The sequence below is a fragment of the Mucilaginibacter rubeus genome (genome assembly GCF_003286415.2).
In the GTDB taxonomy this organism is placed as follows: domain Bacteria; phylum Bacteroidota; class Bacteroidia; order Sphingobacteriales; family Sphingobacteriaceae; genus Mucilaginibacter; species Mucilaginibacter rubeus_A.
The window spans coordinates 6,360,462-6,382,815 of the sequence record NZ_CP043450.1; the positions used below are offsets into that span (position 1 = coordinate 6,360,462).

Below are 22,354 nucleotides of genomic sequence, written 5' to 3' on the forward strand. Positions count from 1 at the left end.
AGGCTTAAATAAAAAGGCTGATCTATTACGATCAGCCTTTTTTATGCTTTTAAGTCCGGAGCTACACGTTAGAAAGAGCCAGGACCGCCTGGTCCACCCCCACCCGGGCCGCCGCCTGGCCCGCCGGGACCTCCGCCATCGCGGTTAAATCTGCGTTGACCAGGATCCTGACTTGGAGCTTTGCCCGCAAACTTTTGTAAACGAAGTGTGAATGTTAACAGGTAATAACGGCCAAGCCTGTTTACCGTTGATTGCGTGGTGATGTTTCCGTTTACAACAGAGGTATAACCGGTGTTTTGGTTAAACAAATCATATGCTGCTAAGCGGATAGTGGCACGGTGGTCTTTCAAAAACCTGCGCTCAACATAAGTATTCAGGATATTAGGGTTTTTAATATCCAGGCTGGCGTCATAACCATAATTTACGGTACGGGTAAAGTCGTAGCTCAGGGTCCAGTCTTTCCAGAAATAGTTTTTACCGGCTAAGCCTAAATTCAATGTGCGGAAGTTTGAACTGCCATCAATAAGTGTGCTGTGGATAGAGTTGGTTGTTTTATTGATACCGTAGCTGCTGCTGGCTTCTGCATCGATAATATCAACAATATTTACCCTGAATTTTAAGCCCGGAGTAAAGTTGAGGTTTTTAGCGATGTTTTTTAAAGGCGCGGCAGATGCGGCAACATTGTTACTGTCGATAGTATTAGAGAATGCAACGCCATTGGTATACGTTAAGGCGCCATTAAATTGCAGGGTAAACTTACGCTGGGCCCATGGTTTAGCATACACCACATTAGCACCGCCGGTATAATAGCCGCCTGCATTTAAATAGTTGGTAAGGTTTGTACCTTCAAAGCTTTTTAGCGATGGATTTGCTGCTAACACGGCTTTGTCAAATTTACGGGGATACGAAATAGTGTTTTGTACTATTTTATTTTGCGTTGCCGTAAAGTTGAAATTAGTAAAGAAAATATCGCCGGTTTGGAAGCTGAAATTATTATATCTCAACGAAAAATTGTTGGCAAACTCTGGTTGCAGGTTAGGATTACCTTGTACCGGATAAAGTGCGTTTGAGAAATCAATTACCGGCTGCAGCTGAGTGAATGAAGGCTGGTTGCTTGATCCACTATATAAAAAGTTTAACGCCTTGCCCCTTGAGAAATTATAACTGAAACGTGCAGTTGGTATTACGTTAAAGGTGGTTACGTGGGTAGCCGAATCATTTTTAAGGTTGAGGCCATTTAAGGTAGCCGGCTGTACGCCAATCCCTAAGGTAAGGTTGTATTTTTTCTCGATAAAGCGATAGTTTAAGCCAACCCGGTTTGTGGTGAAATTGTATTTATAGTTGTTGCTCAGCCTGTCGTAATGATCGTATGTATTGCCTGTACTAAGCGTATCGGTTTCCTTATCGCTTGTGGTGTTTGATCGGTTAAAAGCATAATTCAATTCCAGGTAACCCCGTTTGCTTATTGGCTCAATGTATGAGAGGTTTGTACCAAAAGTGGTTACACGGCTATCAGTATTGGTTTGCTGATTTGCGGGTGCCTGGCGTGGCGCACCATCGGCATAATCATAGGTCGGATTATCGAACTGTGATGTTTTTGATGTATTGGCGCTGATGTTAATGCTTAAATTACGGCCATGTCCGTTAAAACGGTGATTATACAAAGCATTAATACCATAGCTTGGCGTGGTGCCATCGCTGTGGGACAATGACGTATACGATGAGTTTGTTATCCCGCCAATGGTTGACGATACCGACTCGTTTGCATTTGTATTGGTACTTGAGTAAGTAAAGTTTGGTACAACCTTTAAATAGTTAATTGTATCAGGTTTCCACTCCAGATTAAAGTTAAAGCGATGATTGATTGGGTTATCGGTTTGATCACTTTTTTGTGTACTGATACTTGGCGTTTGAACGTTGTTGGTTTGGATAGACGAGCTAAGGGTGTTGGTGGTGTTATCGGTATAACTGTAGCTGCCATAAACAGATAAGGTTTTACCCCACTGGTCGCGGAAGTTGGCACCGATGGCATGTGCATTGGTGATACCGTTTGCGCTGGTAGTTGAGCTGCTGGAACCACGCAACGCGTTGCCCCTGCCGCCGCCCCCGCCGCCAAAACCACCGCCTCCGCCACCGCCGGATGTTGCGCTGCCATAGGTGAACGTATTTACGTTGGTGTTGTTGATTGTACCCAACACGGCTATCTGTTGCTCATTGTTAAAGTTGAAGAACTTAAGGTCGCCGATGTAGCGGTTGGCGTTGGCTATGCCCTGGTCTTTCGGTAAAAAGTCTTCGCCATCTCCTGCTGTAGCCTGGCCAAAGTAGCCGTGGTTTTTGTCTTTACGGATGGTGATGTTCAGTATCTTGTCGGGCTCACCGGTTTTAATACCGGTAAGGTTGGCCTGATCGCCATAATCGTCAATTACCTGGATGCTTTCTACTACGTCGGCAGGCAGGTTTTTGGTAGCGGTTTTAACATCGCCTCCAAAAAAATCCTTTCCGTTAACGCGCACTTTGGTAACCGATTTACCCTGGGCCGTAACGTTGCCGTCTTTATCCACATCAACACCGGGTAGTTTTTTTAATACGTCTTCAACCGGGGCGTTTTCACGTACGGGATAAGCGCTTACCTTATATTCGGTTGTATCCTCTTTTAGTATTACCGGGTTAACACCAACAATGGTAACCTGGTTAAGCATATTGGTTTCGGCCTTTAACACTATCGCGCCAAGATCAACCGGTTGGGTGCCGGCATCAAGCGAATAATGTTTTTTTATGGCTGTGAAACCTATTGATGAAATGGTAATGGTTAGTTTGTTGCCCTTTACCACCGGGAACGAAAATTTACCGGCAGCATCGGCAATAGCGATGGTGCTATCACCGCCGTTTGAAACCAGCTTAACACTGCTCCCTGGTAAGGATAGCTTTGTAGAATCAACGACAGTTCCCTTTACCTCCCGCCCCGTTTGGGCGTAGGAGCCAAAGGCAGATAAAAGAATAAAACTCAAGATAAGAAGTAGGGGTTTCATAAATGTTTTTTCAGCGTACGATTGTTGTATTTGGGTATATAGACGTAATATGAACTACAAATGTTCAACTTAAAATATACATAAAGTCAAATCAATATATTATTGTTACACATAAAGCCCGTAAAGGCCTATCAATCATATTAATGTTACAAAATATTAAATGAAAAAGGCCGGAATTTTCCGGCCTTGAGGTTGTTATTAAGATCAGTCAGTCAATTTCGGGCAGGAATGAGGGCGAATACGGTTGTGTTTTAAGTTTTATAGCCGGTTAAGTGTTGCAAAACCTAAGTGTGTACCGTAATCATGTAATAAGATTCGGGTTTGAGCAAAGCCGGGATTTAATGATTCCGGACTTTAAGCATTATTACGAAAATGTGGAAAATTAGTTTCATTAATTGTTGTGAGATATACCAATAATGATCCTGATACGTTTAAGTAATTCACACAAGAAATAAACTATTGTTTAAAATCCGTTGATATAATAGTAACATTGTGGCACAGTATTTCGTAATACTTAACCAAACATTAACCTATGAACAATATTGGAAACACGCTGCACGCAAAAGTGCACAAATGGATAGACACGATCGGGTTCCGGCTCAACACATCGCAAACCAACAGCAAAAGTCATATTACAACCAATCATTATTTTTTTGAAACCTTTAATTTTTTCGAAAAATCAAAGAAAAATAAACCGGAGGCCACTAAGTTTTTGTGCTTCGATGCTTACGGTGAAAAGATAAATGTAAAGTCGTTGCTTGATTTGCAGGTTGCCTTTTTTGACAATATTAGTCAGCTTAAATAGCAGGCGGGCCTTTTCTGACACCTATTCCTTATAGTATTAAGCAATTTGGCGGGGTTTTTAATATGCCCTTAAAATAAAAAATCCCGCCCTAAAAATAAGGCAGGATTTTAAGAAGGATTTTTGAAGGGTTACCTCAAATTAGTTTTCAACATTGGTGCGTGGCCAGCAATTCATACTTCCTGTTTTCTCATTCAGTATATCCTGGTTGGCGGTATTTATACCCCTAACCATTCCTCCGCCGATATTTACAACCGGTCTTGTAGGGTTAAGGGCTTCCTTTATCCTGAGGTGAAGGTCGGCATAATGAGCTGCTGTTATCGCATCGCCGCCTTTTGGCAAACCGGTATCAATTTTCTTTAACTCGGCACGTACCATCGGCCTGATATCAGACAGCACAATGTTGATTGGGGTAAAGCCCCAGCTTGCCAGTTGCGCGCTTGATACACCCGGGAACGAAAAGCTTGCATCTGTGTTTAACAGGTTTTTCAGATTTTCAATGTACCCTCTTTGCAGGTTACGCTGATAGCCATCGGGTTTAGCGGTACCAAAGATACCGGTGTGTAGGTCTGTTAATAGTTGAGCTACAGTATATGCGTTAGCACCATTTTTAGCCTCGTTATCATACATGCGTGCTAACCTTGACGGATTCAACTCGTTGCTTAATAATGAAACCTGCATAGCTTTAATTCGGTTTATGATAACGCCGTTATCAAATTTGGCCAGTTCGGTTTTGTTGATAAGCCATGACGGTGTAGCGTATAATTGCTGATTTAAGAATAATGCAGCTTCACGCTGACGGGCTTTGCCGACAAAATCATATACAGCACCTTTTTGATCATAGGTTTTAAAGTTTTCGTTCATGCCGCCAATGTTGGTGGTTACATGGCCCATGTAACGATAAAACTGTCCTAAAACCTCGTTGTATAATTCGTTAAGGTCACTGTAATCTTCATCTTTTTTGTACGACCATTTTTCGAGGTTCGGCAAAATGCGTTTCAGGTTGGCGATACCGTAAGCGCTGGCTTTCATGGCATTGTCGCCCAGGTCTTCGTTTTGTAAACGAGGGTCGATAGAAGTGCCCTGGCGACCGAAGTAGTAAACTGGATTACCTGCATTCTTGTTGGTCCATACGGCTAATATTTCTTTTTCCTGCTCCGGAGTTTTATTACCCGGGAACCAGGTATATCCCCATTTAATCGACCAGTCATCATACTCCCCTATTTGTGGGTACAGGTGTGTAACGCCATCGCCGGGTTGGGCAATGTAGTTAAAACGGGCATAGTCCATGATAGATGGCGCGGTACCGTGTTTGTCGGTAAAGGTTTTTGAACGTAACGAGTCAACCGGGTAAGCATAACTTGAACCAAAGTTATGTGGTAAGCCCAAGGTGTGGCCAACCTCATGAGATGATACAAAACGGATTAGTTCACCCATTTGATCGTCAGAAAATTGTGCATGGCGGGCATTAGGATTTACTGCCGCTGTTTGGATCAGGTACCAGTCGCGCAGTAATTGCATTACGTTGTGGTACCAGCCAACGTGGCTTTCCAGGATCTCGCCGCTACGTGGGTCGGCTACGTGAGGGCCATAAGCGTTTTCAACGTCCGATGCGAAATACCTGATCACGCTATAGCGGGCATCTTCGGTACTGAATTGAGGGTCTTGCTTGGCTGTTGGAGCTTCTTTAGCAGTAATTGCATTCTTGAAACCTGCTGCTTCAAAGGCTTTTTGCCAATCGTTTACACCTTGTATTAAATATGGCACCCATTTTTTAGGGGTGGCTGGGTCAATATAAAATACAATTTGTTTTTTAGGCTCAACCAGCTCACCTTTTGCATAGGCAATTGGGTCTTTTGGCTCCAGTTTCCAGCGGTGGATGTAGGCAGTAACCAGGGCTTTTTGTGCATTGGTGCCATAATCCGTTTGGCGCTGGCCAAAAAATCCTACGCGCGGGTCCATGATCCTGGACTTCATCGGAACTTTAGGTAACAGCAGCATGGAGGTGTTCAGTTCAAATGTTACCGCGGCGATGCTGTTATCGGTTGGCGATTCGCCGGCGCGGTAAGTTTTTAAGGTGTGCGCTTCAATATTTATCGGGAAGCTTTTAATGGTGTCGATGTATGAACGAGAGTTATCAACGCCCATGGTTTTGTAGGCTTTCTTGATATCGTCAGACAGACCGATAGCGGCGATATCGCCATTATAAAAATCGGTAACGTCAATTAAAACACCGGTGGTATCTTTGTTAAAAGCTTTTATTTCAAAAGAGGCCAATATTGCATCCAGGTTGGAGTTTTTAACCGATTGATACATATCGCTGGTACTATCGGCACGTAACGAATAGCTTGGAACCCGGATAAATACCTGCTTATCGTGCTTTTCCCATTTCCAAACCTGGTCGTTAATTTCTTCGCCGCCGTACTGCTGGCCAAATGTCTTTAAGCCGCCTGGTGTTTTTACAAAGCGGGTAACCACAAGCATTTCGCGGTTAATTAACGAATCGGGTATTTCATAATAATATTTGCCATCAACTTTATAAGTATTAAAAAGTCCGCTATCGGCCTTGGTTTTTGCCGGAATAAGGTCGCTGAATTTTTTAATTCCCTCTTTTTTGGGGGCACCGGTTGTCGCGGTAGCAACAGTTCCGTTAGCTGTAGTAGTGGTTTTTAGTGTGAGGCTTTGGTTTGCAGCTTGCTTTTTGGTAGCGCATGAGCCAGCCAAAACAGCAAGTGCCAGTACTGAGCCGCGTAAATAAATACCCGGCAGCGAATGTTTTTTCATTTATTACAATAGTTTTAACCGTAAATTTATATAAAAAGCAGGTCTTTTTTTGCCGATAAAGCGTTTTATCATTAATAATTTACAAGTATTATTGATTATATGCGGCGTTTTAAGGTTAGCACAACTTTATCAACCCGTTTATCATGATAAACTTCAAGCAGCAGGCTCCTATCATCCTTTGATTTAAAAAGTTCATCAATATCCTGGAGGCTCATTCTTGAAACCGGCTTAAAATTTACCGATATTATTTCATCATCACGTTCAAGACCAATTTCGTCGGCGGCCGAGCCCGGTTCAACCCGGCTGATGATGATCCTTTCCAAATGATCGCCTGCCGCATAATATTCAAGGCCGCTCATGTCATGCTCAAACGGATCATTATAGGTAAAGTTGGGCTTTAAATACATGGCGCTATCAGGGTAATCCAGAATAACGGTAAAGCGTTTCAGAATGCCCACGCCCAGGTTTCCATCGCGCGGAACAGCCAGGTGGGTTTGGTTATTGCCATCGTCCGGAAAAGAAGCTATTACTTTTTTCATCCTGAATTTACCGAGGTCAAATTCCTCCATCCTGCTTATAAAGCCGTTTATGGGGCCGTTTAAACCAATACCAAGATTGGCTGAAGAAATAAATTTTTGCGGAAGCCCGTAGTTTTTGATATAACGCTCAATGGATACCGGGTGACCTGCACCAAGGTCAACAACCAGTTTGGTTTTTATGGGGGCGATGCCTGGCATAAAGGCCTTAGCATATACATATGCTTTCCTGTCTTCTACCGACATCGGGATCTTATTTGATTTCCGGAATGGCTTAAGGTCTTTAGGCCTGCAAATGGTAAGGGTGCTGTCCTGGAAACTGATTTTCACTGCGAGATTGTTAAAAAATTCATAACCAAGCAAGCCATGGATAGGCATGCCGGCATAACCCGAAAGGTTAAATATATCTTTCCTTAAAATAGCCGCGGCAACATCGTAACTAACAAGGCCCGGTATAGCTACATCTAAAGTTGAGGTTACATAAGCTTCAGAATCCTCCCCCTCGCCAAGACCGGGGATTTTTAATATACGTTTGTTAGGAATGCTGATAGAATCGGCTAATTTAGGATCGGTTATGATCATGAGGCCTACGCCTGTATCCAATATAAAATTAAAGGGCCCTTTATGGTTGATTTTGAGTGGGATGATCATCAGGTTCCGCTCCAATTTAAACGGAATAGTCACCTTTTTTTTATGCACATCAAGATCAAAGTACTGAGCCCGGGCTGTGGTTGCAAAGCAAAATGTTAACACGGATGCAAGCCACAATGCCCCCGGGAGGCGTAAATTATAATATAGCTTGTGTAACAAATCGGTTATAGTTGGTGTATTAAATTTACGAGATTTATTTGTTAAATAATTATTTTATTATGCGAAAGTCAACAATTTCATTTCTGTTAATTGTTTGTGTTTTATCCCTTTGTCATGATACTATTTATGCCCGTTCAATAAAAAAAAGAAAGGTAAAAAAGCTGTTTAAGCGTTCGCAGATTGTTAATGATCATTTTACAGGGTTTGCCCTTTATGATCTTGACGAGCATAAAATGATATATGAATTAAATGCCGATAAATACTTCACGCCGGCATCTAATACCAAGCTTTTTACCTTTTATACGTGCTTGAAAATGCTCGGTGATTCTATCCCTGCATTGCGCTACCAAACGCGCGGCGATTCGCTGATATTCTGGGGTACAGGCGATCCCTCTTTTTTACATAGTGACTTAAAAGGGGTTAACGGGCTTAACTTTTTAAAGAATAGCAATAAACAGCTGTTTTATTCGCCAGGGAATTATACGGGCGAACTTTTTGGCGCCGGTTGGGCCTGGGATGATTATAACGACTATTACCAGGCCGAAATTACAGCCTTGCCCGTTGAAGATAACGTCGCCCTGCTTTATGCAGATCAGGACGGCAATATGCAGGTAAGGCCTAATTATTTAAAAAGGTTTTTGAATGCCGATATCAACTATCGCCCCAAACAGTTTAAAGTAAAGCGCGATGTTATCAGCAATAATTTTGTGTACCCCGCCGGTGATATTCCGGTAAATTATAAACAGGAAATTCCATGGAAAACGAGCTTGCAGCTAACCATGGCATTACTGCAGGATACACTGAAAAAGCAGGTGACCCTATTACAGGAACCCATGACCGCCGACGCCAAAACTGTTTACAATACCAAAGCCGATTCGGTTTACCGGCGGATGCTCCAGCCCAGCGATAATTTTATTGCCGAACAATTGCTGTTGGTATGCTCATCATTAAAATTTAGTACCCTTAACACCGATTCGGTGATCAATTATTCAAAAGCGCATTTTTTAAATGATTTGCCCGATGTGCCGCAATGGGTTGATGGCTCAGGCCTATCGCGCTTTAATTTGTTTACACCACGGGATATTGTAGCCCTGCTGCTTAAAATTCAGGATGAGGTGAAAGATGAAAACCTGCTGCACAGTATGATGCCGATAGGCGGCGTAGCCGGTACCATCAAAAGCGCTTATAAAACCGATAACGGGCAGCCGTTTGTGTGGGCTAAAACCGGATCGTTAAGTAATAACCATAACCAAAGCGGCTACATTGTTACCCGCAAAGGCAAGCGCCTGGCTTTCGCGTTCATGAACAATAACTTTACCCGCTCAACCCGCGAAATAAGAGATGAAATGGTAAGGATTATGACGTATATTCATGAGGAGTTTTAAACATCATTTCGTCATCCCGAATTTGTTTCGGGCCCTCATGTGATTAGTTGGCGTCTTGCTTAGCATGGTAATACTTAGCAAGTGGGGTGCTGAAACAAGTTCAGCATGGCATGTTGTTTTTGGGTTTCCTATCCCTTTTCTTCCCCTTTCTGGCGCAAGTGTTGCGCGATGGATTGTGCGGGGCTCACTTGTGCCCCGCCTGTATTTAACCTTTTCCTTCCCCGTCCTTTTTTAAATTTCCTTCAAGTTGTGGGTTTTGGGCTGGAAGTGTTTTTACCCTGTGTTCAATTTCGGTTTGCTGAACATGAACCGCATAATCAGCCGGCTCGATGTGGCTCCCGCTGGCCTCGGCGTAAACCTGCGTAAATTCGGCACCGATATATAATATTGCCGAGGTATAATAGATCCACACCAATATTACGATGATGGAACCCGCGGCTCCGTAAGCCGAGCCCTGGGCTGTGTATTGGATATAAAGGCTAATGAGATATTGCCCGATCATAAACAGGATAGCTGTAAATACCGCGCCGCTGCGTACATCGCGCCATTTGATCTTAACATCGGGCAGAAACTTAAATATGATACCAAACAGGGTAGTAATCACCACTAATGTGATGCCCAGGTTTATGCCTTTAACAAGGATTTGTGTTATAGAATCTATCTGCGGGAAAAAGCGTTGAATCTGGTCCTGCACGGCGCTTATCACAATGTTGATAATAAGTGTAGCGAGGAGTAAAAACCCGAGACTGATGATCAGTGAAAATGATACGAAACGATTTTTTAGCAATTGCACCCAGCCGCTTTTGGGTTTAGCCTTAACCCGCCATATCATGTTAAGCGAGTCCTGGATCTCAATAAAAATGCTGCTCGCGCCTAATAACAGTGTCACAATGCCAATAACAACCGCAATGCCCGATTTTCCAGACAATGCAAGGTGTTTTAGGGCGTCCTGAATTTGAGCTGCCGGCCCTTTGCCAACGTAGTGAACAATTTCAGGATATAAACGATCTGTTGCCGCGTCCTGCCCAAAAACAAGCCCGGCTACCGATATCACAATGATTAATAAGGGGGCGATTGAAAATACTGTGTAATAAGCCAACGAAGCACTTAATTTTAAGCCGTTATCTTTTGAAAAGCCAGTGAAGGACGCCAGGAGTACCTTCCATAGTTGTTTAAAATGTTCTTTGCTAAAAAACTTCATGCCGGTAGATTAAAGGTTAACATCTGTTTGCGAAAGATTATACAATATTGATGCCTTTTGTAAGGTGTTTGTAATAAAAGGTGTAAGTTTTAAATGGAGGTATCAAAAGCGTTACAGCGCCTGAACCGGAATGTCCAGCAATTCGTACTCGGGCCAGCCGGTAAAATCATAATGCCACCATTCGGTTGATATCACCTTGAACCCATATTTGGCCATTACGGTTTTTAACAGCTCACGATTGGAAATTTGCCGTGCCGGTAAATCCATGTAGTTTGCACCGGCCTTACGGCTGAAACTATCAAAACCTGTTGGCATATCCAGTTCCTTCCTGGTTTTAAGGTTGATAAGAGAAAGATCGATAGCGCAGCCCCGGTTATGCTTTGATCCCTTGCGCGGGTCGGCTACAAAATTGGTATCCGGTGCCATTTCATAAAAATTAACGGTTACCGAGTATGGCCTGTATGCATCGTAAATTTTAAGGCCAAGGCCCTGTGTTTTTAATTCGGCCTCCACCTGCTGCAATGCTTTCACTACTGGTAACCGTGCAAATGCCTTTGCGGTAGTATACATGCGACGGTGCATGAAATTGTTGTTGGTAGCATACCGGAGGTCTAAAACTATTTCCGGAATATATTTTTTGATCTCGACAAGCTGCTTATCTGGATTGGCCTTAACCTGTACTTTATAACGGGCAACGCCGCATATTTTTGTACTGTCGATATACTTATAATGCTGCGCGCTAACATGCAATGAGCCGGCGACAAATACCAATAAGATCAAATATCTGCGAAGCATATTATCTGTGAGATACGATCAGCAGGTCAAGATCTTTACATGGGATGGAGAAACGCTCGCCGATGTGTTTATTGGTGAGCTGGCCGTGGTAAATGTAAACCGCGTTCCGCACGCCGGATTTTTCCCAAATCAGGTTTTTGATGCCGCCCATATCGCCGATATCAAGCAGAATAGGCGCAAAAATATTGGTAAGCGCATAAGTAGCCGTGCGTGCAACCCGAGAAGCGATATTAGGTACACAATAATGGATTACATCATACTTACGGAAAACCGGATGGGTATGGTTAGTTACCTCGGATGTTTCAAAACAGCCACCCTGGTCAATACTTACGTCGATAATCACCGAGTCGCGTTTCATACGGCTAACGGTAGCCTCTGAGATAATACATGGGCTGCGACCGTCTTCGGCACGGAGCGCGCCAATGGCAACATCGCAGGTGGTAATGGCTTTCTCCAATACAATAGGCTGAACAACAGAGGTGAAAACCCGGTTGCCAATATTGTTTTGCAGGCGACGAAGCTTGTATATTGAGGGGTCGAACACTTTAACTTCTGCACCAAGTGATATGGCGGTACGTGCGGCATACTCCCCGACTGTACCAGCGCCAAGAATCACAATTTCTGTAGGTGGAACACCGGTTATGCCGCCCAGCATCAGGCCCTTGCCTTCAAAAACATTGCTCAAATATTCGGCAGCAATGAGGATAGAGGTCGCGCCTACAATTTCGCTCATGGCCCTTACTACGGTCAAAATATTGCCTTCATCACGAAGATGTTCAAAGCTTAAGGCCGTGATTTTTTTAGCCATGAGGGCTTGAATATTTTCGGCTTTGAGCGTAGCCATTTGCAGGGTGGAGATCAGGAGCTGTCCCGGCTTCATCATTTCAATTTCCTGCGCGGTTGGCGGGGCTATTTTGATGATGATATCGGCTTCGTAAACCTTTTTGGTATCATAAACTATCTGGGCCCCCTGTTCGCTATAGTCCTTGTCCGAAAAATTAGCGGCCTGACCCGCATTGCTTTCCAGTAATACATCGTGCCCATTGTTAACCAATAAAGCTACCGACAGCGGTGTTAAAGGCACCCGGTTTTCCTGGAAGGATACTTCTTTAGGAATGCCGATGTACAGCTTGTTTTTTTTGCTTTTTACCTCCAGCAACGATTCCTGGGGTTGCATCATTGCTTGTTTGGCAATATCCGAAAACCCGCTATAGATCCCTGAACTCATGATGTATTGTTTTAAAGGCTGTTGAAGATAATAAAAAACGATGGATGATAAAACTAAATATTTTCGATGCTGATGAGGCGCGAATTGGCGTCTGATACCTCGATCCTGACAGTGGTATAATGGATGGGAAGCAGGTCCGGAATTTTTTCGGGCCACTCAATAAAGCAGTAGGCATCACTGTAAAAATATTCTTCATAGCCCATATCCAGTGCTTCGGTTTGGTTTTTAAGGCGATAGAAATCAAAGTGAAAGATCCGGCTATCCCGGCCAATATACTCGTTAACGATAGAAAACGTTGGACTGGTAGCCTGTTCGGTTACCCCCAACTGCTCGCACAAGGTTTTGATGAGCGTGGTTTTCCCGGCCCCCATTTCGCCATAAAAAAGAAAGATTTTGTTCCCCGCCGAATTGGCCAGGACGGCTTCGGCAGCCTGCGGTAACTGGGATAGTGAATTTACAGATAGTTGCACGTGTAATGATGTTGTTCTATATCCAAAAATACTCAAAATCCCTAAATTATAAATTAGCCGTAAGTGCTTTAAAAAAGGCATCTTTAGCTTCAATATGCGGGATGTGCCCGCAATTGTCAAATTCAATCAGCTTGCAGCCGGGAATCTTTTTAGCGGTTTCCGGGCCTAATATTTTATACTGCCCATGTTTAGCTTTCTCTTCGTCGCTCAGCAACGCTTTGCCAACTATTGTTTTATCCTCTTTCCCTATGAATAATACAGTAGGCACTTTAATCAGTCCAAGCTCGTAACAGACAGGTTGCTCGTAGATCATCTCAAATGTTAACGCGGCTACTTTAGCATAACGCGGAAAATCGGCACTTTTACTCACCCCAGCGCCAATGTTAACCAGGTATTCATACTCGGGTTTCCAGGATGTGAAGTAGGATGTTTGATAGTATTTCTTAACGCTTTCGTAGCTGGTTTTTAACTCGGCTTTGTAATCATCTTCGGCACTGTTATAAGGGACAAAGGTGCGATAGTCTTCTAAGCCGATAGGATCTTCAAGCAGTAGTTTTTCCACCCTGTCGGGATACATCAGCGTAAAGCGGGTAGCCAGCATCCCTCCCATGGAATGACCCATTAGTGTGATTTTCTGTATGCCTAAACTATCCAGCAGGTTTTTATTAAGCCGGGCCAACAAGTGAAAGCTATAATGAATAAACGCTTTCGAGGATTTCCCAAAACCTATCTGGTCGGGGACTATAACTCGATAGCCTTTTCCGGTTAGCACCTTGATCACATCCGTCCAATAGTAACCACCAAAGTTTTTGCCGTGAAAAAGCATAACAGTTTTACCGTTTGGGGCAGCCGGTTTTACATCCATATATGCCATGCGGAGATCCTGCCCTTCCACTTTGATGGGCATAAAGTTTACCGGATATGGATACTTTACGTTTTCGAGTGTGATTGAAAGGGTATCGGACTGAGCTTTTACAACAATGTTTGCCAATACGAGAGCGAGAAGTAACAGTATTTTACGCATATAGAAGATACAGGAGACAGAATTAAATGTTTGCTCCCCTGCTGCCTAAAAAGGGAGTTTGACCTGGAGGTGACGATTGCTGAACTTTTTGTCATCCTTCGTCCCTACCCATGACATAATAAAAACCGGATGTTTTTCGCAGCAGATCAGCTTCGGGTGAATACGGGCAGAACAATGCGGGGAACGTGCGGCTGCAGGGGCATAGCAAGTTTTTGCAGAAGCTGGGGATAGGGCGAATCGGGGCAAAATAATTGCAGCCCGTGGTTCTGTTCGTTTTGCAGGGCAAAGGCCGGGCGGTGGACTTAGGGTTGGATGTGCGCAAAGAAGCCTTTCTGCTGCAAGCCTTTTTGGGTACTTTTGTGGCGACAAAAGTACCTGGCCACGCGCGGCCAGGAGCGCGACGATGTAAGTTCATTACAACAATGGTCGTTACCTGCCCCTGTGCGATTGCTTCGTGCCTCGCAATGACGCGGCGGATATGTCATTTGACCTTCACAGATCTCTATTTTCTTCCACTCAGGATGACAAAGTGGAAAAGGTGTCCGGTATGTAAACAAAAAAAGTCCCGCCAAACGGCAGGACTTTCAGTTAATAGTTTAAATGTTATCAGGATTTTTTATTGCTATTGAAGCCAAAAGGAACAACCACCTTGAAGCTGATATTGCGGCCCATATTAAATATGCCCGGGTGTACACCTTCAGGTACGTTAGGGTTATCAAAATATTTAAGTCTGCTCATGTTTGATTGATAGTTAACATTGGCAAGGTTGGTGCCCTCAACAAAAAGTTTGATAACCGGCTGACCCGCTTTGTTAACAATGTTGCCTCCAAAACCTGCGCTTAACAGGTTGTAGCCTGCTGTATAGGTTTCTGTGCCGTATGCAGCGAAAAAGCGGTCTTGAGCGCTATAGTGGTCAAACCCAACAAAGGCATAAATGCTTTTGATTTTACCAAAGCCCCCATTAAATGTACCCCGCAATTCGGAATGTGTGTGCAAAGGAGGTATAAAAGGCAGGTATTTTAAACTGTCCGCAACCGGGCCGCCATTGCCTTTGTTTTCGCCATAGGTTAAGCTTAAGGCGTTTTCAAAATGCAGCCATGATATAGGGTGCAGATCTACATTTACCTCGCCGCCATAAATGCGGGCTTTGCTTTGTACATAAGTAAACGTGGTATAACCCTGTGTGTAAACCGGGCTGCCATCGGCGGCTAATACCTGTTGCTGGTAAATATAGTTTGACAGGTTGTTGTTAAATACCTCAACACTTGCCGAAATATTAGGCAGGGTAAGGAAAGTACCTATGTCTTCCTGTAAGCTGAACTCCGGTTTAAAATTTTTATCACCAATGTGGTAGATCTGTGAGCCGGGATCCGGGCCGTTGGCCGAAATTTCAGCTATACTTGGTGCCCTGAATCCGCGTGAAATATTTCCTTTGATCAGGAACGCGTCTGACACATTATAAGTTGCTCCGAAACTGCCTGAAAATCCGCTGAACCTTTTGTTAAAGGCGTCAAACTGTTTGGTCACGTTTGCAGTTGTTTCTGGATTGCTGCCGGTATATAACTGCGGGAATCCGTTGCGGCCAAGGGTGTCAACATACGCCGCGCTATTGCTGAACGAACGGGTATCGTACCTTGCGCCTGCCGAAAGGTCAAGTTTGCCGAAACTCTTTTTTATTACAAAGAAAGGGCCTACATCAAACTGGTGGTAAGCTGGTATAGGGAAATCCGTCGCGTCGCCGATGGTGTTGTTTTGGTACTGGCCGTTAATGCCGAAGGTTGTTTCATACTCGTTACCAATGTTGAAATTATACTTAACATCATATGTATAAGTAGTTAGGTGCAGGTTAAGCCCGGCAATGTCACCGGCTTCGGGGTGAGTAAACTCACGACGGTGACTATATTGGTATCCCAGGTTAACTGCCAGGTTTCCGTTGCCTAAAATAAAGTTACTGTTGTTGTAAATGCGGTAAAGTTGTACATGCTGGTGCAAAGTAGGGATGCTATACGAGTTTAAAACAGACTGCGGAACAATTGGCCTGAAAGCGTCGTCCTCGGTAATTTGGCGGGTAAACTTGCGGGTAAGTGAGTCGCGGCTACCGTCCGGAATAGCTTGCTCATCATCAAACACCGATGCATGCAGGTATGAGTATCCCCACGATTTATTTAGGCCCACCATTACACGGGCATCTTTTTCGCGATAATTGGTAGCATATACACGGCCGTCGTGCTCATTCTGATAGTCTTTGCTGCCTTTGGCCGAGATCACGGTACCCCAAATAAGGCCGTTTTGGTTTCCCTGTAGCCTGAACGATCCGTTATACAGTCCCTGATTGGTCCCATATAATCCCTGAACCGAGCCGAGGATCTTGCCTTCGGGTACCGGAGCCGGTGATATCAGGTTTACTACACCGCCAATTGCATCCGAGCCATAGGTTAAACTTGCAGGGCCTTTAATTACCTCAACCCTGTCGATAGAGTTTTGATCTACTTCTATACCATGCTCATCGCCCCATTGCTGGCCTTCCTGGCGTATGCCATCCTGCAGGGTGATCACCCTGTTGTAGCCCAGGCCGTGAATGAAAGGTTTTGAAACGTTAGGGCCGGTAGTAACGGCGCTTACACCAGGCAATGTAGCTATCTGGTCAATAATATTGCCGGATGCCGCACGCTGCTCAAGGTAAGTTTTGCCTACGGCCACCATTGGTACAGGGCTGCGCTTTATTTCGGTGGCTTTGCTTACACCGGTAATTACAACTTCACCGGCTTCAAGCGATGAGGTTTGCATTTTAACATCAAATACACTCGTTTTTGAAAAGTCGACCCGTTGGTTAACGGTTAAATAACCGATATAAGTTACCTGAACAAGGAAAACGCCTTTAGGCACACTGCCAAAGCTATATTTACCATTCACGTCGGTAATAGCACCTTTGCGTAAATCCGGAATGTTTACTGTAGCGCCGATGATCGGCTTGCCGTCGGCTTTATCGGTGATAGTACCCGAAAGACTGCCGATTGCATCTTCGGTTTTATTATTTATAGTAGTAGTATACTTGTTAGCAAATGCAGAAATCTGCACAAACAACAATATAATGAAGCTTATAAGCTTTAATTTCATGATGAAAAGTTAAGAAAATCGATAATTACCGTTTAATGATAACGGAGTTGTTTTTAAGAAAAAAATATAAGACAGCGTTATGCCCTAACCGGAGGTGCCCTCCCGGCCGAAAGAATAAGCGCAATGCTTATAAAGTCATAATCGCCAGGCTTAAAAACATGATCGGATGTTACGAGGGGTATTAAAAATGAGGTATTGCTAACTGCCACCGCATCGGTATGGTGCATGGCATCGCACATTAAACATTTTTCTTTAATGGTTTGCCGGCCCTCTGCCAGGTGGTTGTGTTTGGTGATTCCCTTAATGAGGGCATGCTGGTGCGAATAAACCATATATTGCCCGGCCACAAAGCAGATAAGCAGCAGCCACGCGAATACAATATGTAGGCGGTTTTTTTTCACAGTCAACATTCCATATAACGGAATACGGCAAAAGTAAGTATTAAAACGGGAATATTAATGCAACATTGTAACAATAATGATAGTCTGATCATTGTTTCATTTGGTCATTAAGTCATTTTTTGCTTAGGGGATGTAGGTCATGTATCGGTATTGCGATTAACCAATGACCTAATGACGCAATGACCCAATGAATAATCTATCTTTGCCAATTATGACACCTGCCGAGATCAATAAAAAATGGGATGTGCTGCAGCAGCGGATAGCTGAGGACTTTGACAACGAAAAGCCCGATATTAAAGTGATGCTTTTTTTGATCGGGGTCCAGGAGTTGGGGCAAGGCCCGCGGAAGTTTAGCAAGCGCCAAAAGGAAGAACTGATGCATATTGCTACCTGCCGCTTAATGAGTATGATGGGCTTTTACGAACTTGAAGGCCTTGACCAGGATGGCTGGCCGCACTGGAAACGCATAAAAGTGATCCCTAATTATACCCTGCTTGAGCAGGAAATGCTCATGAAATCGCTCATCGTAAATTACTTTGAGGAGATGGATGGAGAGAATTAGTGAGTGGTTTATTGGTTGATTAGGTGAATGGTTGGAGACGGATAATGTATTTGTAAAAGACTTTTGAGCTGGGGATACGTGCGATTCCCTCCCCTGGGAGGGTGTAGGGAGGGGTTTCTCGACTATACTTGTTAATTGGCAATGCGTATAAACCCCTCCCTGCCAACACACTTGACAGCCGCACCCCTCCCGAGGGAGGGAACTTAAAATATTCGAATACCTATAATTTATCTATATTAACAATAAGGGTTATTGAAATCAGGAAAAAATCAACGCAATCAGCGAAATCAAAAACAATCAACGGTCTATGAAGAAACTTTTTACTTTAAGCGTTCTGCTATTAACCCTTACGGCTGCCTTTGCCGGACCGCCTAAAAATCAGTATGTACGCATCCATACTACTTATGGCGATTGCATCCTTCGCCTGTATAATGAAACGCCTTTGCACCGGGATAATTTTATCAAGCTTACCAAAAAAGGGTTTTATAATGGTACGCTGTTTCACCGGGTGATCCAGAATTTCATGATCCAGGGTGGCGATCCGGATTCGAAAGATCCGATAAAAGCCAAACCGGGTGCCGAATTGGGCAACGGTGATGTTGGTTATACCATTCCGGCCGAATTTCGTGACAGTATTTTTCATAAGCGCGGGGTGCTTGCCGCGGCGCGTGACGATAACCCTAAAAAAGAATCAAGCGGTTGTCAGTTTTATATTGTAGAGGGCAAGCGCTTCACCGATGGTAAGCTGGATACGCTGGAAAATACCCGGCTTAAAGGCCGTAAGATTCCGGTGTCGCAACGGGAGTGGTATAAATCGGTTGGCGGTTCTCCGCACCTCGATCAAAACTATACCGCCTTTGGCGAAGTAGTATCGGGTATCGATATGGTAGACCGCATCGCCGCCGTTAAAAAAGACGGAAATGATCGCCCGGCAGCAGATGTACCCATGACGGTTGAGTTGCTGAGTAAAAAGGAATGTAAGCAGTTAGATAAAATTCTTTTTCCGAAAGCGAATCCATAAAAAATGTCATTTCGAACGAGGGACGAGTGAGAAATCTTATACGCCTCGCACAGCCAACATGCAAATTCGCTATGCATGCCGCTCGTATAAGATTTCTGTTTCTCCCTCCCTCTTCCTTCCCCAGCTCAGCCGAAATGACAATTTTGTCGTAGTTTCGTAATTCAAATTAAATCCGAAATCGAACATTCGAAATCTCACATGAAAATACTTACCTATAACGTAAACGGCATTCGTTCGGCAATAAACAAAGGCTGGCTGGCCTGGTTGCAGGCTACCGATGCTGATGTTGTTTGTTTGCAGGAAATTAAGGCGACTCCCGATGTGCTGACCGACCTTGGTTTGGTTGACCAGATGGGCTATCAGCATTACTGGTTTCCGGCCGAAAAAAAGGGCTACAGTGGTACAGCCATTTTTACCAAAATTTTGCCTAAGCATATTGAATATGGCTGCGGTATTCCTGATTTTGACCGTGAAGGGCGTTGTATCCGTGTAGATTTTGATGAGGTATCGGTAATGAGTGTTTATTTCCCATCCGGGTCAAGCGGCGATGAGCGGCAGGTTTTTAAATATCGTTTTTTGGATGAGTTTGGCAAATACCTCACCCTGCTTAAAGTAGAGTATCCAAACCTGGTAGTATGCGGTGATTATAACATTTGCCATCGCCCTATTGATATCCACAATCCAAAATCAAACGCTAACTCATCGGGCTTTTTACCGGAAGAGCGCGAATGGATGGAGAACTTTATTGAAGGCGGGTTTATTGATACTTTCCGTCATGTAAATAAAGAACCTCATAATTATACCTGGTGGAGTTTCCGTGCCGGGTCCCGCGGTAAAAACCTGGGCTGGCGTATTGATTACGCCATGGCCAGCACACCGCTTGAAGATAAGATCCGCCGCGCGGCAATATTGCCCGAGGCCAAACACTCTGACCATTGTCCGGTGTTACTTGAACTGGAGTTTTAAAATGTTAATTTATAAAATAAACAAGCGAGCCGGAGATTGCGTATCCCCGGCTCGCTTGTTTTAAACTAAGATCGATCCTCTTAAAGTTTCTTGTCCGGCATTACTCCGCTACATCAATCACCAGTTTTCCATTTGCTTTGCCGTTTTCCAGTATATCGTGGGCCTGGCTACCGGTTGCTAAAGTAAATTTGCGTTCATCAACCAGTGGTACAAGCTTGCCAGCTTCAGCAAGTTTGGTTGCTTCCTGCATAATCTCACCATGGTGTTTGCGGCCCCGGCCTGTGATCATTGGCATTAAGGTAAACACGCCGGAATAAGTAGCCCCGCGGAATGATAGTGGCGCCAGCTTGTGTTCGCCCCAGCCAAGACAGCTTACCACGTGGCCGGTATAATATTTAGCAGCAGTAAAAGAAGCATCTAAGGTTGCGCCGCCTAAAGTATCATACACAATATCAAAGCCTTCGCCATTGGTATACTCGTTAACATATTGTTCAACTGTTTTTTCGCGGTAATCAATAAATGTAGCGCCAATGTTTTCTATATATTGTTGTTGAGCCGCGCTTCCGGTGGCATAAACATCTGCTCCGAAAGCTTTTGCTATCTGCACGGCAAGATGGCCAACACCCCCTGCCCCCCCGTGAACCAGTACTTTCCGACCTTGGTGCACATTTGCCCTGTCAACCAGGCCTTCCCAGGCGGTTATGAAATTAAGCGGCATAGAAGCTGATTGACGCATACTCAGGCTTGATGGTTTTATGGCAAGCAGATCGGCGTCGAAAGCAGCGTACTGTGCGTAGGTGCCCTGCAGGCCACCTATGCCACCGGCAAGTCCGTATACTTCATCACCAATTTTAAAGCGGTTAACACCATCGCCAATTGCTTCAACAATGCCGGCAAAATCCATCCCTAAAATGGCCGGTAGTGGTTGTTTGGCATGAGCGCCTTTGCCGGTACGGATTTTATTATCGAGCACGCTTACGCCGCTGGCTATAATGCGTACCAGTACCTGGCCTGCGGCGGCTACCGGGCGTTCAACTTCCGTAAGGGTAAAAGGGGCGTTCGCCTCGGGAGCTATCAGTGCTTGCATGATGGTTTTATTTTGAGTGTTCATAATAGTATTGCTTGGTTTTAATTACAATGCAAAGGTATACCGGCCACAGGATGAGTCTCTTGTACAAATCCTCGTAATAATTGTACATTTACACTATGGTTAAAGATAATTTATACCAGCCCTTTGAGATCGTATTGCGCGAACCTCTCGAAGCTTGCCCCCGCAATGAACATTCACATAGCTTTTTTGAATTTATTTACATCGTTAGCGGAACAGGTAAGCAATGTATCAACAACAGCAAGTTTACCTATAAGGCAGGCCACCTGTTTTTACTTACTCCTAACGACTCCCACTATTTTGAAATTGCAACCCTTACGCAATTTCTGTTTATCCGGTTCAATATGGCTTATATTAAAGATTATAAGCTTCCCGGTAACGCGGTTAAGCACCTTGAGTTTATCCTGAAAAACGCCGCGCAGGCACCAGGGTGTGTGTTAAAAAACCAGGAAGATAGCGCTGTTGTAAAGCCCATTATGCAGGCCATCATCAGCGAACATCAAAAAAACGGCCTTTACAGTAAAGAGCTTTTGCAGCAATATATCAATACAGTTATTGTAATAGTTGCCCGTAACGTGGCCATGAGCATGCCCGACGAGGTAGATGAAAATACAGAAGAAAAAGTACTCGATATTCTGCAGTATATCCAGACCAATATCTACTCCCCCGAAAAGCTCAGGGTTGATGTTATTGCCGATAAAATGGGTGTTTCAGAAACCTATGCGGGCCGTTATTTCAAAAAGCATACTAACGAAACCCTGCAACAATACATTATTAAATGCAAACTTAAATTGATTGAAAATCGCCTGTTGCATAGTAATATGCGCATGGTTGAAATAGCCAATGAGCTTGGGTTTAACGATGAAAGCCACCTGAACCGAATTTTTAAAAAGTACCGGCATGTCAATCCTTCTGAGTTTAGAAAGATTGGGGGTGAGTCGTCTTTTACTATTTAGCGGTTTTTATCGTTTTTTTACATCTTTCGGTCTATGAAATCACAGATTTTATTCCGAAAATTATATAAAATTGAAAATTTGATTAAAATAAATTCAAAAATTTCAAAATAATTTGCTTTTTTATCAAAAACACTTCATAAATTACAATTCTTAAAGATA

The 22,354-nt window shown here is 43.9% G+C and carries 17 protein-coding genes; 6 read left to right on the forward strand and 11 right to left on the reverse strand.

Translation table 11 applies throughout. The features are described from left to right. Window positions 1–68 precede the first annotated feature (68 nt). Entirely contained in the window at window positions 69–3,029 is a 2,961-nt protein-coding gene (locus DEO27_RS25610; protein WP_112574211.1) for an outer membrane beta-barrel protein, read from the reverse strand. 532 nt (window positions 3,030–3,561) lie between these two features. Between DEO27_RS25610 and DEO27_RS25615 the strand changes: the two genes are divergently transcribed. Continuing rightward, window positions 3,562–3,834 (forward strand): hypothetical protein, encoded by a 273-nt coding sequence (locus tag DEO27_RS25615; RefSeq protein WP_112574212.1) that lies wholly within the window; start codon window positions 3,562–3,564, stop codon window positions 3,832–3,834. Window positions 3,835–3,972: 138 nt separating this feature from the next. On the opposite strand, the gene DEO27_RS25620 is transcribed toward DEO27_RS25615, so the two are convergent. After that, window positions 3,973–6,615, reverse strand: coding sequence for a zinc-dependent metalloprotease (locus tag DEO27_RS25620; RefSeq protein WP_112574213.1), 2,643 nt, complete (start codon window positions 6,613–6,615; stop codon window positions 3,973–3,975). A 95-nt stretch (window positions 6,616–6,710) separates the two neighbouring features. Beyond that, window positions 6,711–7,802 (reverse strand): aspartyl protease family protein, encoded by a 1,092-nt coding sequence (locus DEO27_RS25625; RefSeq protein ID WP_146750085.1) that lies wholly within the window; start codon window positions 7,800–7,802, stop codon window positions 6,711–6,713. Window positions 7,803–8,020: 218 nt separating this feature from the next. Here DEO27_RS25625 and DEO27_RS25630 point away from each other — a divergent pair, with 218 nt between their 5' ends. Next, complete coding sequence (locus tag DEO27_RS25630; protein ID WP_223818053.1) at window positions 8,021–9,346, forward strand: D-alanyl-D-alanine carboxypeptidase/D-alanyl-D-alanine-endopeptidase; 1,326 nt, start codon at window positions 8,021–8,023, stop codon at window positions 9,344–9,346. A gap of 205 nt (window positions 9,347–9,551) precedes the next feature. Here the strand turns inward: DEO27_RS25630 and DEO27_RS25635 are convergent, their stop codons facing one another. From DEO27_RS25635 to DEO27_RS25665, 7 genes are all read right to left on the reverse strand, one after another. Further along, window positions 9,552–10,547 (reverse strand): YihY/virulence factor BrkB family protein, encoded by a 996-nt coding sequence (locus DEO27_RS25635; RefSeq protein ID WP_112574216.1) that lies wholly within the window; start codon window positions 10,545–10,547, stop codon window positions 9,552–9,554. A gap of 111 nt (window positions 10,548–10,658) precedes the next feature. After that, window positions 10,659–11,342, reverse strand: a complete 684-nt coding sequence (locus DEO27_RS25640; RefSeq protein WP_112574217.1) for a M15 family metallopeptidase — start codon at window positions 11,340–11,342, stop codon at window positions 10,659–10,661. Between the two features lies 1 nt (window position 11,343). Then, on the reverse strand, window positions 11,344–12,570 hold the full coding sequence (locus DEO27_RS25645; protein ID WP_112574218.1) for an alanine dehydrogenase: 1,227 nt from the start codon (window positions 12,568–12,570) through the stop codon (window positions 11,344–11,346). A gap of 53 nt (window positions 12,571–12,623) precedes the next feature. Continuing rightward, window positions 12,624–13,040 carry a tRNA (adenosine(37)-N6)-threonylcarbamoyltransferase complex ATPase subunit type 1 TsaE gene (gene tsaE, locus DEO27_RS25650; protein WP_112574219.1) on the reverse strand — a complete coding sequence of 139 codons (417 nt, stop codon included), beginning with the start codon at window positions 13,038–13,040 and terminating at the stop codon, window positions 12,624–12,626. Between the two features lie 46 nt (window positions 13,041–13,086). After that, window positions 13,087–14,064 (reverse strand): alpha/beta fold hydrolase, encoded by a 978-nt coding sequence (locus DEO27_RS25655; protein ID WP_112574220.1) that lies wholly within the window; start codon window positions 14,062–14,064, stop codon window positions 13,087–13,089. A gap of 606 nt (window positions 14,065–14,670) precedes the next feature. Then, window positions 14,671–17,181 (reverse strand): TonB-dependent receptor, encoded by a 2,511-nt coding sequence (locus DEO27_RS25660; RefSeq protein ID WP_112572835.1) that lies wholly within the window; start codon window positions 17,179–17,181, stop codon window positions 14,671–14,673. 77 nt (window positions 17,182–17,258) lie between these two features. Then, window positions 17,259–17,582: a hypothetical protein gene (locus DEO27_RS25665; RefSeq protein WP_146750055.1), complete on the reverse strand. Its 324-nt coding sequence runs from the start codon at window positions 17,580–17,582 to the stop codon at window positions 17,259–17,261. Window positions 17,583–17,793: 211 nt separating this feature from the next. On the opposite strand from DEO27_RS25665, the gene DEO27_RS25670 reads away from it, so the two are divergent. The 3 genes from DEO27_RS25670 (at window position 17,794) to DEO27_RS25680 (ending at window position 20,131) form a co-directional block, all read left to right on the forward strand. Continuing rightward, the gene (locus DEO27_RS25670; protein ID WP_112572831.1) at window positions 17,794–18,144 is read left to right on the forward strand and encodes a hypothetical protein; all 351 of its coding nucleotides are present in this window, start codon (window positions 17,794–17,796) and stop codon (window positions 18,142–18,144) included. Window positions 18,145–18,451: 307 nt separating this feature from the next. After that, window positions 18,452–19,165, forward strand: a complete 714-nt coding sequence (locus tag DEO27_RS25675) for a peptidylprolyl isomerase (protein WP_112572829.1) — start codon at window positions 18,452–18,454, stop codon at window positions 19,163–19,165. Between the two features lie 198 nt (window positions 19,166–19,363). Then, the gene (locus tag DEO27_RS25680) at window positions 19,364–20,131 is read left to right on the forward strand and encodes an exodeoxyribonuclease III (RefSeq protein ID WP_112572827.1); all 768 of its coding nucleotides are present in this window, start codon (window positions 19,364–19,366) and stop codon (window positions 20,129–20,131) included. Window positions 20,132–20,231: 100 nt separating this feature from the next. Here the strand turns inward: DEO27_RS25680 and DEO27_RS25685 are convergent, their stop codons facing one another. Further along, window positions 20,232–21,242, reverse strand: a complete 1,011-nt coding sequence (locus tag DEO27_RS25685; RefSeq protein ID WP_112572825.1) for a zinc-dependent alcohol dehydrogenase family protein — start codon at window positions 21,240–21,242, stop codon at window positions 20,232–20,234. Between the two features lie 95 nt (window positions 21,243–21,337). On the opposite strand from DEO27_RS25685, the gene DEO27_RS25690 reads away from it, so the two are divergent. After that, window positions 21,338–22,195 carry an AraC family transcriptional regulator gene (locus tag DEO27_RS25690; RefSeq protein WP_112572823.1) on the forward strand — a complete coding sequence of 286 codons (858 nt, stop codon included), beginning with the start codon at window positions 21,338–21,340 and terminating at the stop codon, window positions 22,193–22,195. Window positions 22,196–22,354: the final 159 nt, after the last annotated feature.

Excerpts from the sequence above, each read along its gene's own strand:
- DEO27_RS25655 (WP_112574220.1), bottom strand. The coding sequence starts at position 14,064 with ATGCGTAAAATACTGTTACTTCTCGCTCTCGTATTGGCAAACATTGTT.
- DEO27_RS25660 (WP_112572835.1), bottom strand. The coding sequence starts at position 17,181 with ATGAAATTAAAGCTTATAAGCTTCATTATATTGTTGTTTGTGCAGATT.
- DEO27_RS25640 (WP_112574217.1), bottom strand. The coding sequence starts at position 11,342 with ATGCTTCGCAGATATTTGATCTTATTGGTATTTGTCGCCGGCTCATTG.
- DEO27_RS25630 (WP_223818053.1), top strand. The coding sequence starts at position 8,021 with ATGCGAAAGTCAACAATTTCATTTCTGTTAATTGTTTGTGTTTTATCC.
- DEO27_RS25645 (WP_112574218.1), bottom strand. The coding sequence starts at position 12,570 with ATGAGTTCAGGGATCTATAGCGGGTTTTCGGATATTGCCAAACAAGCA.
- DEO27_RS25675 (WP_112572829.1), top strand. The coding sequence starts at position 18,452 with ATGAAGAAACTTTTTACTTTAAGCGTTCTGCTATTAACCCTTACGGCT.
- DEO27_RS25615 (WP_112574212.1), top strand. The coding sequence starts at position 3,562 with ATGAACAATATTGGAAACACGCTGCACGCAAAAGTGCACAAATGGATA.
- DEO27_RS25620 (WP_112574213.1), bottom strand. The coding sequence starts at position 6,615 with ATGAAAAAACATTCGCTGCCGGGTATTTATTTACGCGGCTCAGTACTG.
- DEO27_RS25610 (WP_112574211.1), bottom strand. The coding sequence starts at position 3,029 with ATGAAACCCCTACTTCTTATCTTGAGTTTTATTCTTTTATCTGCCTTT.
- DEO27_RS25685 (WP_112572825.1), bottom strand. The coding sequence starts at position 21,242 with ATGAACACTCAAAATAAAACCATCATGCAAGCACTGATAGCTCCCGAG.
- DEO27_RS25690 (WP_112572823.1), top strand. The coding sequence starts at position 21,338 with ATGGTTAAAGATAATTTATACCAGCCCTTTGAGATCGTATTGCGCGAA.
- DEO27_RS25670 (WP_112572831.1), top strand. The coding sequence starts at position 17,794 with ATGACACCTGCCGAGATCAATAAAAAATGGGATGTGCTGCAGCAGCGG.
- DEO27_RS25635 (WP_112574216.1), bottom strand. The coding sequence starts at position 10,547 with ATGAAGTTTTTTAGCAAAGAACATTTTAAACAACTATGGAAGGTACTC.
- DEO27_RS25680 (WP_112572827.1), top strand. The coding sequence starts at position 19,364 with ATGAAAATACTTACCTATAACGTAAACGGCATTCGTTCGGCAATAAAC.
- DEO27_RS25625 (WP_146750085.1), bottom strand. The coding sequence starts at position 7,802 with ATGATCATCCCACTCAAAATCAACCATAAAGGGCCCTTTAATTTTATA.